Origin of the sequence: Finegoldia sp., from assembly GCF_046991905.1 — a bacterium.
GTDB lineage: Bacteria > Bacillota > Clostridia > Tissierellales > Peptoniphilaceae > Finegoldia.
This window is the reverse complement of record NZ_JBKWZF010000010.1, coordinates 36,671-50,673: the sequence shown is the minus strand read 5'-3', so window position 1 is coordinate 50,673 and position 14,003 is coordinate 36,671. Positions and strand designations below refer to the sequence as shown.

General features: G+C 33.4%; 16 protein-coding genes and 1 tRNA gene. 5 read left to right on the top strand and 12 right to left on the bottom strand.

Annotated features, from left to right (window positions below):
- Positions 1-40 precede the first annotated feature (40 nt).
- On the bottom strand, positions 41-817 hold the full coding sequence (locus ACLUJM_RS05895; protein WP_294684871.1) for a TraX family protein: 777 nt from the start codon (positions 815-817) through the stop codon (positions 41-43).
- Positions 818-899: 82 nt separating this feature from the next.
- Between ACLUJM_RS05895 and ACLUJM_RS05890 the strand changes: the two genes are divergently transcribed.
- Positions 900-1,238: an arsenic metallochaperone ArsD family protein gene (locus tag ACLUJM_RS05890; protein ID WP_412412427.1), complete on the top strand. Its 339-nt coding sequence runs from the start codon at positions 900-902 to the stop codon at positions 1,236-1,238.
- Positions 1,239-1,298: 60 nt separating this feature from the next.
- Here ACLUJM_RS05890 and ACLUJM_RS05885 read toward each other — a convergent pair whose 3' ends face one another.
- Complete coding sequence (locus tag ACLUJM_RS05885) at positions 1,299-1,988, bottom strand: gamma-glutamyl-gamma-aminobutyrate hydrolase family protein (RefSeq protein WP_294684873.1); 690 nt, start codon at positions 1,986-1,988, stop codon at positions 1,299-1,301.
- Between the two features lie 98 nt (positions 1,989-2,086).
- Here ACLUJM_RS05885 and ACLUJM_RS05880 point away from each other — a divergent pair.
- Positions 2,087-2,176 (top strand) — tRNA-Ser (locus ACLUJM_RS05880).
- A 62-nt stretch (positions 2,177-2,238) separates the two neighbouring features.
- Here ACLUJM_RS05880 and ACLUJM_RS05875 read toward each other — a convergent pair.
- The 6 genes from ACLUJM_RS05875 to ACLUJM_RS05850 all read right to left on the bottom strand — a co-directional run bounded on the left by ACLUJM_RS05875 (position 2,239) and on the right by ACLUJM_RS05850 (position 7,943).
- On the bottom strand, positions 2,239-3,150 hold the full coding sequence (locus ACLUJM_RS05875) for a DMT family transporter (protein WP_294684874.1): 912 nt from the start codon (positions 3,148-3,150) through the stop codon (positions 2,239-2,241).
- Between the two features lie 115 nt (positions 3,151-3,265).
- Complete coding sequence (msrB, locus tag ACLUJM_RS05870; RefSeq protein WP_294684875.1) at positions 3,266-4,210, bottom strand: peptide-methionine (R)-S-oxide reductase MsrB; 945 nt, start codon at positions 4,208-4,210, stop codon at positions 3,266-3,268.
- A 99-nt stretch (positions 4,211-4,309) separates the two neighbouring features.
- A complete protein-coding gene (locus tag ACLUJM_RS05865) occupies positions 4,310-5,707 on the bottom strand; it encodes a radical SAM protein (protein ID WP_294684876.1) in 1,398 nt (465 codons plus the stop codon).
- A gap of 150 nt (positions 5,708-5,857) precedes the next feature.
- Complete coding sequence (locus ACLUJM_RS05860) at positions 5,858-6,415, bottom strand: TetR/AcrR family transcriptional regulator (RefSeq protein WP_294684877.1); 558 nt, start codon at positions 6,413-6,415, stop codon at positions 5,858-5,860.
- 96 nt (positions 6,416-6,511) lie between these two features.
- Positions 6,512-6,838, bottom strand: coding sequence for a carboxymuconolactone decarboxylase family protein (locus tag ACLUJM_RS05855; RefSeq protein WP_002835813.1), 327 nt, complete (start codon positions 6,836-6,838; stop codon positions 6,512-6,514).
- Between the two features lie 151 nt (positions 6,839-6,989).
- Positions 6,990-7,943, bottom strand: coding sequence for a hypothetical protein (locus ACLUJM_RS05850; protein ID WP_412412426.1), 954 nt, complete (start codon positions 7,941-7,943; stop codon positions 6,990-6,992).
- A gap of 275 nt (positions 7,944-8,218) precedes the next feature.
- Here ACLUJM_RS05850 and ACLUJM_RS05845 point away from each other — a divergent pair, with 275 nt between their 5' ends.
- From ACLUJM_RS05845 to wecB, 3 genes are read left to right on the top strand one after another with little or no spacing between them, the layout of a single operon-like run.
- Entirely contained in the window at positions 8,219-9,361 is a 1,143-nt protein-coding gene (locus ACLUJM_RS05845; protein WP_412412425.1) for a glycosyltransferase, read from the top strand.
- Between the two features lie 13 nt (positions 9,362-9,374).
- On the top strand, positions 9,375-10,601 hold the full coding sequence (locus ACLUJM_RS05840) for a nucleotide sugar dehydrogenase (RefSeq protein WP_294684880.1): 1,227 nt from the start codon (positions 9,375-9,377) through the stop codon (positions 10,599-10,601).
- 54 nt (positions 10,602-10,655) lie between these two features.
- Entirely contained in the window at positions 10,656-11,747 is a 1,092-nt protein-coding gene (gene wecB, locus ACLUJM_RS05835) for a non-hydrolyzing UDP-N-acetylglucosamine 2-epimerase (protein ID WP_412412424.1), read from the top strand.
- 116 nt (positions 11,748-11,863) lie between these two features.
- Here wecB and ACLUJM_RS05830 read toward each other — a convergent pair whose 3' ends face one another.
- From ACLUJM_RS05830 to ACLUJM_RS05815, 4 genes are all read right to left on the bottom strand, one after another.
- Positions 11,864-12,037, bottom strand: a complete 174-nt coding sequence (locus tag ACLUJM_RS05830) for a hypothetical protein (RefSeq protein WP_002837401.1) — start codon at positions 12,035-12,037, stop codon at positions 11,864-11,866.
- 70 nt (positions 12,038-12,107) lie between these two features.
- The gene (locus ACLUJM_RS05825; protein ID WP_294684882.1) at positions 12,108-12,257 is read right to left on the bottom strand and encodes an NADH azoreductase; all 150 of its coding nucleotides are present in this window, start codon (positions 12,255-12,257) and stop codon (positions 12,108-12,110) included.
- 12 nt (positions 12,258-12,269) lie between these two features.
- On the bottom strand, positions 12,270-12,434 hold the full coding sequence (locus ACLUJM_RS05820; RefSeq protein WP_002835797.1) for a hypothetical protein: 165 nt from the start codon (positions 12,432-12,434) through the stop codon (positions 12,270-12,272).
- A 510-nt stretch (positions 12,435-12,944) separates the two neighbouring features.
- Positions 12,945-13,976 carry a M42 family metallopeptidase gene (locus tag ACLUJM_RS05815; protein WP_294684885.1) on the bottom strand — a complete coding sequence of 344 codons (1,032 nt, stop codon included), beginning with the start codon at positions 13,974-13,976 and terminating at the stop codon, positions 12,945-12,947.
- Between the last annotated feature and the right edge of the window lie 27 nt (positions 13,977-14,003).

Below are 14,003 nucleotides of genomic sequence, written 5' to 3'. Positions count from 1 at the left end.
ATAATATATAATTCTAATGTATTTCAGCTTAAAATTCAAACTACAACACGACATCTCTAATAAAACTAATCAGCAATAAATGCGTTGGATAGAAAATGTAGAATGCCCATTTGTTGATGTTGCCTTTTTTGCCGTTGTAAAAGTGAATGATAGGAATCGACAGATACACGAACAAATACATATACGCTTCGAAAAAATACCCGAACAATATCGCTATGTAAGTGTTCCTTCTGGAAGACGAGCCCAAATACAACAAAAATACCGCTAAAATTCCAAGCATAGAATAGTCTGTGTGGTAGTAATTGGCGATTACACAGAATATGGCTATGGAAATTAGCTTGAAAATCGTCTTTATTAAATTTGATTGGTCGAATTTATCGATTTTTTCTACGACAAATATAAGACATGCAGAAAGTGCCAACGTGAAGAACACATTTTGGTGATAAAAATCAAACATTTCACCACTAATCGCCAAATCAAACGGAATTTCCGAAATAATCGCAAAGGAAAACAACCTTACGATGTATTTCTCCACGCTTCTGGTTAGAAACATTCCATTTACGATTAAAAATGCGAAAATCGGAAACGCAATTCTTCCGATAAAAAGCATTAATGCTCCAACAGTGACTCTCCAGTCAGATGATGTGAGTGTCATCGTAGGATAAATGTTGAATTTTTGAAGCATATTGCATTGCACAATGTGACTGATAAGCATGGATATACAGGCGATTACTTTAAGTCCAGAACTTGATATTCCATTGTCTCTGTGCCAAATATCCAAATAATGTTGCCTTTGGGTTTCAGTTAAAAGTTGCATGATAATCTCCTTGAATTTGTTACAACTATTTTATCACAAATAAAGCACATTATTATCTGATATAATTATAATAGGTGATAGTATGAAAATGATGATTTTTGAGAACAAAGTAGACGAGAATAATTTGTTCGAAAATGAAATGGATAATAGAAATTCTGCGATGTTGTCATTTTTCTTGGAAAAATTGAAGATGAAGAAGGTAGTTGTCGACAGGTTCAAATTAAACAAGAATCCCGAAATATTCGAACAACAGGGGATTGCACAGAAAATTGATGACGGAATGAAACTTCCAATCACAGTTGTAGATGGAAAAGTTGTGCTTTCGGGAAGATATCCAAAAAGTTACGAAATATTGGATTTCCTTCACATCGACAGAAATATTTTCAATCAAGCTTATGTCAACGATAAGCGTAAATTCTGATAAGATTTGTTCCTAAGTTTTAGGAAAACAAAAAACCTGTGACAATCACAGGTTTACATATTATTGTATTGAATTTAAAAACATTTTGACAATTTCGTGGCCTTGTTTCAAAGTATCCAACGCCATTTCGGGATGGTATTGCACTCCCAAGAAAAATTTCTTGTCCTTAGCATACGCTGCCTCAACAATTCCGTCCTTTGATTTTTGTAACACTTTAAGATTTTCTGCCACATCTTTGATTGCTTGATGATGAAGGCTATTCACATAAAATCTGTCGCCAAATTTTTCTTTGAACATTCCATAATTTGTAACCTCGTGAACCAAATCATTGTATGGTTTGTCTTGAGAGTGAATGATGGAGATGTCCTTTTGTTTTTTCAAATCCTGATACAAAGTTCCGCCCAAATACACATTCATTATTTGTAGTCCACGACAAATTCCCAATGTTGGAATGTCCTTTTTGTAGCAAATATCCATCAGATTAAATTCCAATTCATCGCGTACATTTGATGAAATTCCACATTCCAAAATCTTGTCTTCGTTGTAATATGACGGAGCGACATCAAGTCCACCTGTGAACACGATTCCGTCCAATCTGTCCACGATTTCTTCTAGGAATTTCCTATCGGAATTGAAAGGAAGAATCACTGCGTAAGCTCCGTTTCTTTCGATAAGTTCAATGTATTTTCTAAGCATAAAAAGTCTGTTTTCTGCCACATCATAAAGTGGTGTAAGTCCTATTATTTTCATATTTCCTCCAATTATATTTCAATATTATTATATCAAAGATAAAACAAAAACACATTTTTTGATTAAATCAACAAAAGTGCTATAATATTATTATATTTGGAGAAATATCGAAGTGGTCATAACGGGGCGCACTCGAAATGCGTTTGGGATTATTTCCCACGTGGGTTCGAATCCCACTTTCTCCGCCAAAACAAAGACAGATAGCTGCAATTAGCTATCTGTTTTTTAATTGGCACTTAAAAAGTACTATTTATTGTGCTGTTATTTCTTTTTTCTTCAAGAACGAAAGTTTTGTCTCGCTGACAAGAATTGCTGCGAATATGAATACAAATCCGATTACTGAGAAAACTGTCAATGATTCGATTCCGATAAGTACAGGAATTAAAATTCCAAATATTGACTCGAATCCCAAAATAATTGCAGCAGTGGATGGGTTTGTGTATTTTTGTCCGATGTTTTGAAGTAATAGTGCAACGGCAGTACACATTACAGCTAAGTACAATAATTCCATCACAGATCTTGAAGTTACGACAAGATTTGAATTGTCTTCTACTACAATTGTAGTTATCCAAGACAACACAGCAGCCATTATAAATTGCAATATCGTCATGACGATAGGGTCACGATCTTTTGCAAGGGCGCTTACTGCGATGATGTGCGATGCGAACAATAATCCGCTAAGTAAAGCCAGTAAATCTCCAAGCCATGCCAATGGATTATCCACATGAGAACTTGATCCTGAAAGCGATATGAAAAATATTCCAGTTATACACAAAGCTGCCGCCGACAAATTATATCGGTCTGGTCTTTGCTTGAATACAATCCAACCCAAAAACGGTACGATTACGCAATAAGATGCAGACAAGAATCCGCTTCTACCAGGATCTGCGAATTTTACCCCCAAAGTTTGTGATGAATACGCCATGAACAAAAATATTCCTATCAAAAGTCCGTTTTTTATGTCGTCATATTTTGCTTGGCGAAGTCTCTTCCAGAAAATGATTGATAATAAAATAGCTGCCAACGTAAATCTTATCGCCAAAATAAAGTTGGGATTGAATGTTTTGGAAGATTGCTTAACCACAGTCAAAGAACTTCCCCAAAGGATAGCTACTATTAATAACGCTAATTTAGCAAGTAAATTTGCTTTCTTTTTATCCATTTTTTCCTCCTCTTATTTAATTTCAGATATATTATCCCAGTTTTCTGATGATTTGTAAACACCTAAAATAACGCAAAAAAAAAGGAGGATTGCTCCTCCTAGTAATTTCAAAAAATTATACGAATGGAATATACTTAGCGTATCCTTCTTCTTCCATCTTTTCTAATGGGACAAATCTCAAACTTGCGCCATTAATACAATATCTAAGACCGCCCTTTTCGCTAGGACCATCATCGAACACATGACCCAAATGGCTGTCAGCCTGCTTACTTCTAACCTCAGTTCGAACTCTGGATAATTTGTGATCATCAGAATAATTTACAGAACTTGATGTAATAGTTTTAGTAAATGATGGCCAACCGCAGCCAGCATCGTATTTGTCCTTTGAAGAAAACAAAGGCTCACCACTTACGATGTCGACGTAGATTCCTCTTTCATCAAAATCATTAAAGCTAGATGTGTGAGGGCGTTCAGTAGCCTCATTTTGAGTTACCCTGTAACTTACATCGGACAATTTTTCCTTCATTTCTTCATCACTCATCTTCTTGTATTCAGTCGTATCCAAACTTTCATCAAAAGCATTCAAATTAACGTGACAATATCCGCCGGGATTTTTGTCCAAATAATCTTGGTGATAATCTTCTGCCAACACGAAGTTTTGTAATTTTTCGACCAAAACAGTTAGCTTTTCATCGTATTTTGTTTGAATGTAATTCATAACAGAATTGATTATTTCCAAATCTTTTTCATCTTCGTAGAAAATTCCAGTTCGATATTGTTCACCAACATCATTTCCTTGCTTATTCACAGAAATAGGATTAATAATTCTGAAATAATGAAGTAAAATTTCAGCCAAATCCAACCTGTTTTTATCATAGACAATTCTCACTGTCTCTGCGTGATGAGTTTGTTTTACTCTTCTATAATCAGTGTCTGTTCCATCGCCATTTGCATAGCCAGTGTCAGTGTCTATTACACCGTTTAATTTTTTGAAATAAGCTTCCACTCCCCAAAAACATCCACCAGCCAAATAAATCGTACTTTTTTCAATAAATCTCATATTACACCTCTTACAAAATTATACCCAGTTAAATATTTTTTATTCAACAGAAAATTTTGCGCATACAAAAAGCAGCTTATTAAAAGCTGCTCATTGAAATTATTTTGATTTCATTGTTTCTTGGCGATTCATTGTGTGATATGAACCTTTAAATCTTTCCTTCTTAGGACTTTTGTCCCAGATTTCTTCTGCTTCAACTTCCCAGTTTTTCGCATATTCATCGCAGTTACCACAAAGTGAATCTACAGTTTGCTTAGATTCCAAATCAGTAGATTTTGCATCAGTGCTATGAACCATTTCTCTAAGTTCGTTTGGATTTTCAAGCATTGGGCAAGGCATCAACATATTATCGTTGAATGGTTGACCGTCGTGATATTTTGTAAATAGGGGAGCTCTCAAACAATCCAACAAAGATTTTTCTCTGATATTAGAATCGCTGTAGTGAATGAAAACGCAAGGTTCCACATCGCCGGATGCATTAATGTGAAGATATCTTCTTCCACCTGCAATACAACCTCCAACATATTCAGCATCGTTTTGGAAATCCAATGCGAATAATGGTTTTTCTGCTCTATATTTTCTTAGCCTTTCGATAGTTTGTTTTCTTTGTTCAGGAGTAGGTAGTAAATCAGTTACAGCAGCATTTCCAACTGGCATGTAGTGGAAGTACCACACGAAATATGCACCTAACTCTATTAGGTAATCGTAGTATTCTTCGCTTGTAATTGAATCAAAGTTTTGTGAAGTATAGCAGCAAGAAATACCGTAAATCAAATGACGTTCTTGTAGCATCTTCATTGCTTTGATTACTTTTTTATAAACACCCTCTCCACGTCTACCGTCAGTTGCTTCTTCAAAACCTTCAAGTGAAATCGCAGGAATGAAATTACCAACTCTTTGCATTTCGTCTACGAAATCTTCGTCAATTAAAGTTGCATTAGTAAATGATAAGAATACACAGTCGTTGTGTTTTTCACACAATTTGATCAAATCATCTTTACGCACAAGAGGTTCACCGCCTGTGTATATGTACATATAAGTTCCCAATTCTTTTCCTTGAGTGATGATAGAATCAATCTCATCATAGCTTAGGTTTTGTTTGTAGCCGTATTCAGCAGCCCAACATCCAGTACATTTTAAGTTACATGCAGATGTAGGATCCAACAAAATTGCCCAAGGGATATTACAATTGTATTCTTCTCTGTATTTTTGTTGAGTTTGCCATCCCAAAACAGACGCATTCATAAAAAAGTTATACGCTACTTTTTTCATTTGTTTTTTGTCAACTTCTTGGAAAATTTTCATCACAAAACTATGGTAAGGGTGATTTTCGTCTTCAAAAACTTCCCTTATAATTTTAATTTGAGGCGCGAAATCTCCGTGTGAAAGGTTTTCTGCCCATTCGACTAATTGTACCCCTCGTTTTTGAGGATCTTTCGCAACGTAATCGAATACCTTATCAAATCCATATCTTTTTCCAGCTTCTATAATTTTCATATAACCACCTTTTCATATATTAAAATTTTTAGAACTATCCTGTTAGATATATCTCTTAACTTCATTGTATCTCAAACGTTAATCAAAGTCTTTGGACAAAATAGTGTATTTGCCTAAAATTCTAACAAAAATAAAAAAAAATCTAAAAAATTAATTCATTTTACTCCTAGTTAATGAAGATTTAACAGTATCTTTTAATAAAAATCCTATCCTTTTTATTTTTTTCTCGATATCCTCATCCATTCCTGAAGTTAGCCATCTGATAACCAAATCCGTAATTGCACTTTGGAAGAATTTAATAATAATCTCCTTGTCATCCTTCTTTGCATGAATCTCCTTGTCCACATTTTCTATGTAGTTTCTCATAATTTGTCCCGATTTATTGTACAAATAATCAGACAGTGTTTTTCTAGAAATAGAATTGTAAATGTGATAAATCGCGGTTTTGTTATCAATAGCAAACTGCATTTCTTCGATAAAATTATCCTCCCACGACATATCCTCTGACTCATCCAATACCTTCTGTAATCTGATCTCAAAAATCGTGTCTATGATTTGATTCAAATCTTTGAAATGATAATAAATAGTGTTTCTGTTGATTCCACATTCTTCAGCTAGTTTTCCCACCGTAATTTTATTCAGAGGTATTCTGTTGAGAAGATTAATTAAATTTTCCATTATCATTTTCTTCGTGTAATCCGCGTTCATAAACTCCCCCTTTTAACATAATCATATTCCAAATCCAGAAAAATTTCCACCAAAAAAACTAGCTACTAAAACAAATTAGTAGCTAGCTTTGCACACTTATTTTAATAATTCTTCAGCAATTCTCAAAGATTTTCCAGCGTAAACTGTAGCAGGGCCACCACCCATAGCAACACAAACTTCCATCATTTCTGATATTTCTTCGATTGTACAACCTGCATCAATACATCCTTTAGTGTGATGAACAATACATCCGTCGCATTTTACAGTAATTCCGATTGCAAGAGCTATCAATTCTTTTTCCTTCAAAGATAATTTTCCGTCTTTAAAAATTTCTCCACACATACCAGAGAAATTCTTAGCTACATCTGGTAAATGTTCTCCAAATAATTTTGAGTTTTCAGCCAATACTTCTTTACTATCCATAAATTACCTCCTATTTTTTAGACAATTTGCATTGCCTTAATAATATCATCTTATCAAATACAACGAGTAAAATGTTAATTATAGGATATTTCAATAAATGAGGGTGGATTTATAGGTGTTTCATATAAATGTATTTTCAATTATGAACTCACTATCTTCTCTTCTTATATAACACAATTCCAGCTGCAATTAAAATAACGGAAGCGACTATAACTGCGATTGTGATGCGTTTTTGCTTTGCTTTTTGTTGTTCTTGTTGAAGTTTTTGTTGGGCTAGTTTTTCTTCGTATTTTCTTTGTTTTTCTTCGTTTTCTTTTTTCAATTGTTCTTCTTTTTGACGTTTTTCTTCGGCTTTCTTTTTTTCTTCTTCAGCTTTTTTCTTTTCTTCTTCTTTTTTGCGTTTTTCTTCTTCTTGTTTTCTTTTTTGTTCTTCTTTGTATTCTGTGTTTTCGGCTACTGTTAGGTAGATGTCGTTGTCATAATGAGTACGTGTTTGTTCGTTTAATGTAATTTCTGATCTATCAGGTGTTATTTTAAATTCTTTGTTATCTACACCTTCTTGGTACATTTTTTCGATTGTGTAATGTCCATAATCCAGTGGTCTTTCTTTCTTTTTGCCGTAAGGTACGACTGTTTTACGTATTTCACCAGTGTTTGTGTTTTTCATTATAACAATAACGTCTTTTTTATTGGCGGGATTTTTCTTAATTATGAATCTCATAATATCATAAGCACGTCTGTTATTAACATCATCATACTTTTTTGATTTATCGATTTTTCCGTTGGCGTTAACCCAATTTATATAAAACTTTGCTTCAATTTCATAATAGTCTTTTAGTTCTTGATTATTAGCGATATCTTCGTATTTTAATTTACCATCGCCAAATTTAACCCATGTATTTCTCTCTTTAAATGGTTTACCATCGTAAGTTACAACTAGAATACCATCTTTGTTGTAAATAACAGATTCCATACCATCAAAAGCAGCTTCATATTGTATCCAGTCATACTCATACTCTCCATCCATAGCATAACTACTACTTTGAACACTTATGCAAATTAATAATGCAAGTACTATCATTTTAAACAAATTTTTTAGTTTCATTTTTAGCTCCTAATTTATGTAGTGAAGATTCGTTTTATTCCAATTTAATTATACCCATTATTTAATGGATGTTTCAATGTTTTGTAAATTTTTTATAAAATAAAAATGGTTATTGATTAAAGATAAATGTATTTGCAAAACACTTATAATAGTAGTGTGGGTATTTTTTTGATTTCAAACGTTAAGAAATTCTAAAGATTACAGAAAAGATGAGCAAATTTAGTGAAGTTGTGATATAATTTTAACTGTTAAATATATTAATAGGATGATGAAAAATGGAAAAATCAAATCAAAAAAAATACACTTTTTTGATTAATACGACGCCTCCTCCTAGGCTGATCAAAAGAATGGATCTTGTGAAAGACAAGTTCGATTTGTATGCAATTTGCTGGGATAAGGGTGGCGATGAAAAATATGATTTCAAGCGTGATTTTTGCAAGAAGGAGATAATCAACATAGATGCTGATAACAGCAATCCTATGAAAAGACTTATTCCAACTTACAAGTTTTCACAAAAAGCTTACAAAATATTGGATAGAATTAAACCGGATTTAATTCACGTTCAAAGTTATGATATGCTAGAGATAGCTACTAAATACAAGAAAAATAGCGATAAGGCTGTTAAGATTATATACGAAGTACCAGATATTCACAGATATTTGACTGATGATAAGAAGAGTTTCCCGATGAATGTTGTATCTTCTGTTTTGAAAAAAAGAGAGAACAATATGCTTGGATTTGTCGATTTGATGATTGTGACAAGTATGAAATTCTGGGAACATTTTGAAGGAAAATACAGCAAGGATAATTTGGTGTTCATGCCGAACATTCCTAATTTGGAATTATTCAAGGATTATGATAAGTTAAGAGTGAAAAACCAACACGATACTTTTACTGTCGGCTACATCGGTGGTCTTAGATATTTGAACGAATTGAAAAAACTTACTAAGGCTATGGATGGTTTGGGTATGAATCTTATGATGGCAGGTTTCGAAAGTGGTACGTATTTCAAAGAGCTTGCTCAAACGAAAGATTTCATAGAATATCGCGGCAAATTTTATTATGACGATGAGATTGCAGAGCTTTATTCAAAATGCGACTGCATATTCTCAGTGTACGATGCGTCGATGAAGAATGTTAGGATTGCACTTCCGAACAAATTATACGAATCTATTCATGCAGAGCTTCCTATAATTGTCGCAAGGGATACTTATTTGTCAGAAGTTGTGAATGAGTGGAATGTGGGTGTTAGTGTTGATCACGAATCTGACGAGGAAATGAGAAATGTTTTATTAAAACTTAGAGACGACAAAACATTCTACCACACTCTTCAAGAAAACTGCAGAAATATGCAATCAGAATTAAATCCACAAAAAAACAACGAACGATTATTAAATAGAATAGAAAATTTATTTTAAAGGAGAGAATATTATGATTAATGTAATTGGTTTAGGTTACATAGGTCTACCTACAGCTTTGATGCTAGCAACATCAGGCAACAAGGTGGTTGGAACAGATATTAAAGAAGAAGTAATTGATAAATTAAAACATAAAGAATTGACTTTTGAAGAAAAAGGAATGGATGAGCTTTTCGAAAAGGCTTTGAGTTCTGATATTACTTTTTCATTAAAACCAGTTTCAACTAATTTCTACATTATTACAGCACCAACTCCTTACGATCCTGTATCTAAGAAATTGGATTGTTCCTATGTAGTGAAAGCTGTAGAATCAGTGTTGGAACCTGCAGAAGAAGATGCGATTATAGTTGTTGAATCAACAGTTTCACCGGGAGCTATCGACACTTACGTAAGACCTGTTGTAGAAGAATACATGGAAAAATCAGGCAAGAAATTAAACTTGGTTCACGCTCCAGAAAGAATTATCCCAGGTAACATGGTTTACGAATTGGAACACAACGCTAGAACAATCGGTGCTGACGATCCAAAATACGGCGAAAAAGTTAAACAAGTTTACTCAACTTTCTGCAAAGGTGAAATCAATCTAACTAATATAAAAACAGCTGAAATGACAAAGGTTGTTGAAAATACATTTAGAGATATCAACATTGCATTCGCAAACGAATTGGCTAAGATTTGCCGTCAAGGTGGATTAGATGTCAACGAAGTTATCAGAATTTCCAACAAACACCCAAGAGTTAACATTCTTTCACCAGGACCTGGTGTAGGCGGACACTGTATTTCTGTCGACCCATGGTTTTTAGTTGGAGATTATCCACTTCTTACTGAAATAATCTACAAAGCTCGTCAAATCAACGATTCAATGCCAGAATATGTTCTTAAAAGAGCTTACAATATCATGAAAGAAAACAACTTAAAAGATTTTTCAAGAGTTGGTATTTACGGATTGACTTACAAAGAAAACGTAGACGATGTCAGAGAATCTCCAACACTTCAATTGTTACAACATCAAAAAGAACATTTGGGAGATGGACTAAAAGTTTATGATCCAATGGTAAAAAGAGAAGTTGTGGAAAATCAATACCACGATTTGAACAAATTCTTAGACGATGTTGATTTTGTAATCGTGATGATTGGTCACGACGAAATCAGAGAAAACATGGATGTGTTAAAAGACAAAGTTGTACTTGATACAAGAAACATCGATGTTGATAACAAATACAATTTCTACAAATTATAAAACAAATCAAAGGGCGCTAAATTTGCAGCGCCTTTTTTTAAAAAGAGGTAAAAAATGAAAAAAGTAATGGTGGTTTTTGGGACAAGACCAGAAGCGATTAAAATGTGTCCACTTGTAAAAGAACTCAAAAAAAGAGACGAATTCGAAGTTTGTGTGCTTGTAACTGGACAACACAAAGAAATGCTACGTCAAGTATTGGACGTTTTTGAAATCAAAGAAGACTACAACTTGGCTATCATGAAAAAAGGACAAAGCTTGTTCGATGTTACCACAACTATTTTGGACAAAATAAAATCTATATTAGAAGAAGAAAAACCAGACATTGTTTTGGTTCATGGAGATACTTCGACAAGTTTTGTTGCAGGACTTGCTGCATTCTATTTGAGAATACCTGTAGGTCATGTGGAAGCTGGACTGAGAACATACAACAAATACTCTCCATATCCAGAAGAATTCAACAGACAAGCAATAGGATCGTTGGCAGATTTCCACTTCGCGCCGACTACAACTGCAAGGGATAACTTGCTACGAGAAAACAAAGACGAATCCAAAGTTTTCGTAACGGGAAATACAGTAATAGACGCACTTCAAACAACAGTCCGCGACAATTATTCTAACGAAAATTTGATTGAAGACAAAAAAATGATTCTTCTAACAATGCACAGAAGGGAAAACTTGGGAGAATCCATGAAGAATTCCTTCAGAGCAATCAAAAGAGTTGTCAACGAAAACGAAGATATATATGTGATTTATCCGATACATTTGAATCCAAAAGTACGAGAAATCGCAAACGAAGTATTTGACAATCACCCTAGAATAAAACTCATCGAACCATTGAACGTAGTTGATTTTCACAACTTCATGAAACAATCATTCTTCGTAATGACAGATTCAGGAGGAATTCAAGAAGAAGCCCCAGCACTTGGAAAGCCAGTCTTGGTAATGAGAGACACAACAGAAAGACCAGAAGGGGTAGAGGCAGGAACACTAAAATTAACCGGACTTTGCGAAGAAGACATTTACAACGAAATGACAAAGCTTCTTTTCGACAAAAATGAATACGACAAAATGAGTGAAGCCACAAACCCTTACGGAGATGGCCACGCATCAGAAAGAATCTGCGATATTTTATCAAAAAATCTATAAATCAAAAAAATCCAACTTCATGTAGAAGTTGGATTTTAAATTTAAACGTCAAATAAATTTGATACGTTAACAGATTGGATTTTCTCAATATCTTAATCTGGAATTGAATTATTTAACTAAGCTTGTTTTCTGCTCTTTCTTGATTTTCTTTCAGAATTGAAAAGAGGATTAACTCTTTCGTAGAAGTCATTCATTTGTGCAAAATTCATACTTGCCATGTTTGAGCTTAAGCTTACTGTACAGTTTTTACCGAAATTTCTGATTTGTTTTTGTGTTGTTTTTGTGAACATATTATTTTCCCCCTTATTAATTGTTTATTACTCGTTTAAGATGTTATTATTTGTTTAATTTGTTTAGTTATTACGCTTGTTTTTTGTTCTTCTTTAATTTTCTTGAACCAAATAATGGTGTCATTCTTTCGTATAAATTATCCGCTTGAGCAAAATTCATGCTCGCCATGCTTGTGTTAAAACTAATTTGTGAACTTTTTCTAATAATATTTTTTCTCATAAATTTTACCCCCTATGCGTTTTTTCTGTTTTTGAAGATTCTTCTTGATCCAAACAATGGAGAGAATCTTTCGTTAAAATGATCGACACTTGCGAATGTCATTGAAGACATATTTGTGTTCAAACCAAGAGATGTTTTCTTTGCAAAATCTAAATATTTTCTGTTATTCTTAATCATTTTAGTTCCCCCTCATTTAATATTTATATGTTATTTTCCATTCGATAATAAATGAATATTCACCGAACAGAAATTATCGAGTTTAATATTCATAGGATATCCAAATGATAATTCATTTCATATCCCTCATTGCATTAAGTATTATATAACCATAAAACAGCTGTGTCAAGCACTTTTTCAAAGTTTTTTGAAAAATTTTTGTAAAGAAAAATTAGGAAAACGAATGATTTTTGTGAGTACCGTTTTCACAGGAGGCTTATTTTTATTCGATAAATATTTTTTTAGGAAAACAAATGTTGATATGTTCAAGTTTTCTAAGAAAAATAAAAATTTCCCAGTTACTCAATGTTTTCCTGCGATTTTCCCGAAAGAAAACAGAAAGCATTTTAAATTTTTGGGAAAATTTTTGAAAAAATTGATAATGCATATTGATGATTACAAAGAAATTTAGTACAATAAAGCTAATTACACAAAAAAATTAGCCGAATTATTCGGCTAATTAAGTTCAATTTATTTCTTATCTTCGATGTATTTAATACACAAATCGATAGATGCTTGTAATCCTTCTTGGTGAGTTCTTTCCATTGCGTGTGATGCATCAACTCCAGGGCCAATCAAAGCTACTCTCAAATTATATCCTGCTTCTAATGCTGCTGATCCGTCTGAACTGTAGAATGGATAGATGTCAACTGCGTGAGGAATATTATTTTCTTCACAAATTCTAACTAATCTTTCTTTTAATTCCAAATCGTAAGGGCCTGAAGAATCTGCTGCACAGATAGTTGTTTTAAATTCAGAAGATGTTTGTCCGTCTCCAGGAGCGGCCATGTCAACAACGATGAATTCGTCAGTTTCTTCTGGGATTCCATAACATGCACCGTGGCCAACTTCTTCGTAGTTTGAGATGAAGAAGTTAAGTGTGTGTTTTGGAGTGATGTTGTTTTCTACAAAATATCTTACTGTTTCATATAATACGTATACGCAAGCTTTGTCGTCTAAGTGTCTTGATTTTACAAATCCACTTTCTGTTAATTGTGTTCTTGAATCTAAATATATAAAATCACCGACGTTAATTCCAAGTTTTTTTACATCTTCAGCTGATTCTATCTTTTCGTCGATTCTGATTTCCATTGTCTTGGCGTTTCTTTCGTTGCTTTTAGTTTCTGGGCCGTAAACGTGAACTGATTGTTTGTCGTTTAAGCATGTTCCAGTGTATTTTTTGCCAGACATTGTAGAGATAGTTACGTATTCATTTTCAACAGAGTTGTATGCGTATCCACCTACTAAGAATGTTTTTAATCTTCCGTTAGGTTTGATTTCTTTAACCATTAATCCCAATGTATCCACGTGAGCTGCAAATGTAGATTGTTTTTCGTCAGTTTCGCCACGAAGAGTAACAACCATTGCACCTTTGTTAGTGAAGTTGATTTCAACTTTTCCTAATTCTTCGAATTTTTTTCTAACTTTTTCCATAACGACTTTAGTGTCGCCAGATGGAGAAGAAGTCATTAAAATTTCTTGTAAAAAATCTAAATTTTCCATATTGAGAACCTCCTAAAATATATTTTT

What these genes read in the sequence shown, in the direction of transcription:
- ACLUJM_RS05895 (WP_294684871.1), bottom strand. Translation starts at nt 817, where the DNA reads ATGCAACTTTTAACTGAAACCCAAAGGCAACATTATTTGGATATTTGG.
- ACLUJM_RS05890 (WP_412412427.1), top strand. Translation starts at nt 900, where the DNA reads ATGAAAATGATGATTTTTGAGAACAAAGTAGACGAGAATAATTTGTTC.
- ACLUJM_RS05885 (WP_294684873.1), bottom strand. Translation starts at nt 1,988, where the DNA reads ATGAAAATAATAGGACTTACACCACTTTATGATGTGGCAGAAAACAGA.
- ACLUJM_RS05875 (WP_294684874.1), bottom strand. Translation starts at nt 3,150, where the DNA reads ATGGATAAAAAGAAAGCAAATTTACTTGCTAAATTAGCGTTATTAATA.
- msrB (WP_294684875.1), bottom strand. Translation starts at nt 4,210, where the DNA reads ATGAGATTTATTGAAAAAAGTACGATTTATTTGGCTGGTGGATGTTTT.
- ACLUJM_RS05865 (WP_294684876.1), bottom strand. Translation starts at nt 5,707, where the DNA reads ATGAAAATTATAGAAGCTGGAAAAAGATATGGATTTGATAAGGTATTC.
- ACLUJM_RS05860 (WP_294684877.1), bottom strand. Translation starts at nt 6,415, where the DNA reads ATGAACGCGGATTACACGAAGAAAATGATAATGGAAAATTTAATTAAT.
- ACLUJM_RS05855 (WP_002835813.1), bottom strand. Translation starts at nt 6,838, where the DNA reads ATGGATAGTAAAGAAGTATTGGCTGAAAACTCAAAATTATTTGGAGAA.
- ACLUJM_RS05850 (WP_412412426.1), bottom strand. Translation starts at nt 7,943, where the DNA reads ATGAAACTAAAAAATTTGTTTAAAATGATAGTACTTGCATTATTAATT.
- ACLUJM_RS05845 (WP_412412425.1), top strand. Translation starts at nt 8,219, where the DNA reads ATGGAAAAATCAAATCAAAAAAAATACACTTTTTTGATTAATACGACG.
- ACLUJM_RS05840 (WP_294684880.1), top strand. Translation starts at nt 9,375, where the DNA reads ATGATTAATGTAATTGGTTTAGGTTACATAGGTCTACCTACAGCTTTG.
- wecB (WP_412412424.1), top strand. Translation starts at nt 10,656, where the DNA reads ATGAAAAAAGTAATGGTGGTTTTTGGGACAAGACCAGAAGCGATTAAA.
- ACLUJM_RS05830 (WP_002837401.1), bottom strand. Translation starts at nt 12,037, where the DNA reads ATGTTCACAAAAACAACACAAAAACAAATCAGAAATTTCGGTAAAAAC.
- ACLUJM_RS05825 (WP_294684882.1), bottom strand. Translation starts at nt 12,257, where the DNA reads ATGAGAAAAAATATTATTAGAAAAAGTTCACAAATTAGTTTTAACACA.
- ACLUJM_RS05820 (WP_002835797.1), bottom strand. Translation starts at nt 12,434, where the DNA reads ATGATTAAGAATAACAGAAAATATTTAGATTTTGCAAAGAAAACATCT.
- ACLUJM_RS05815 (WP_294684885.1), bottom strand. Translation starts at nt 13,976, where the DNA reads ATGGAAAATTTAGATTTTTTACAAGAAATTTTAATGACTTCTTCTCCA.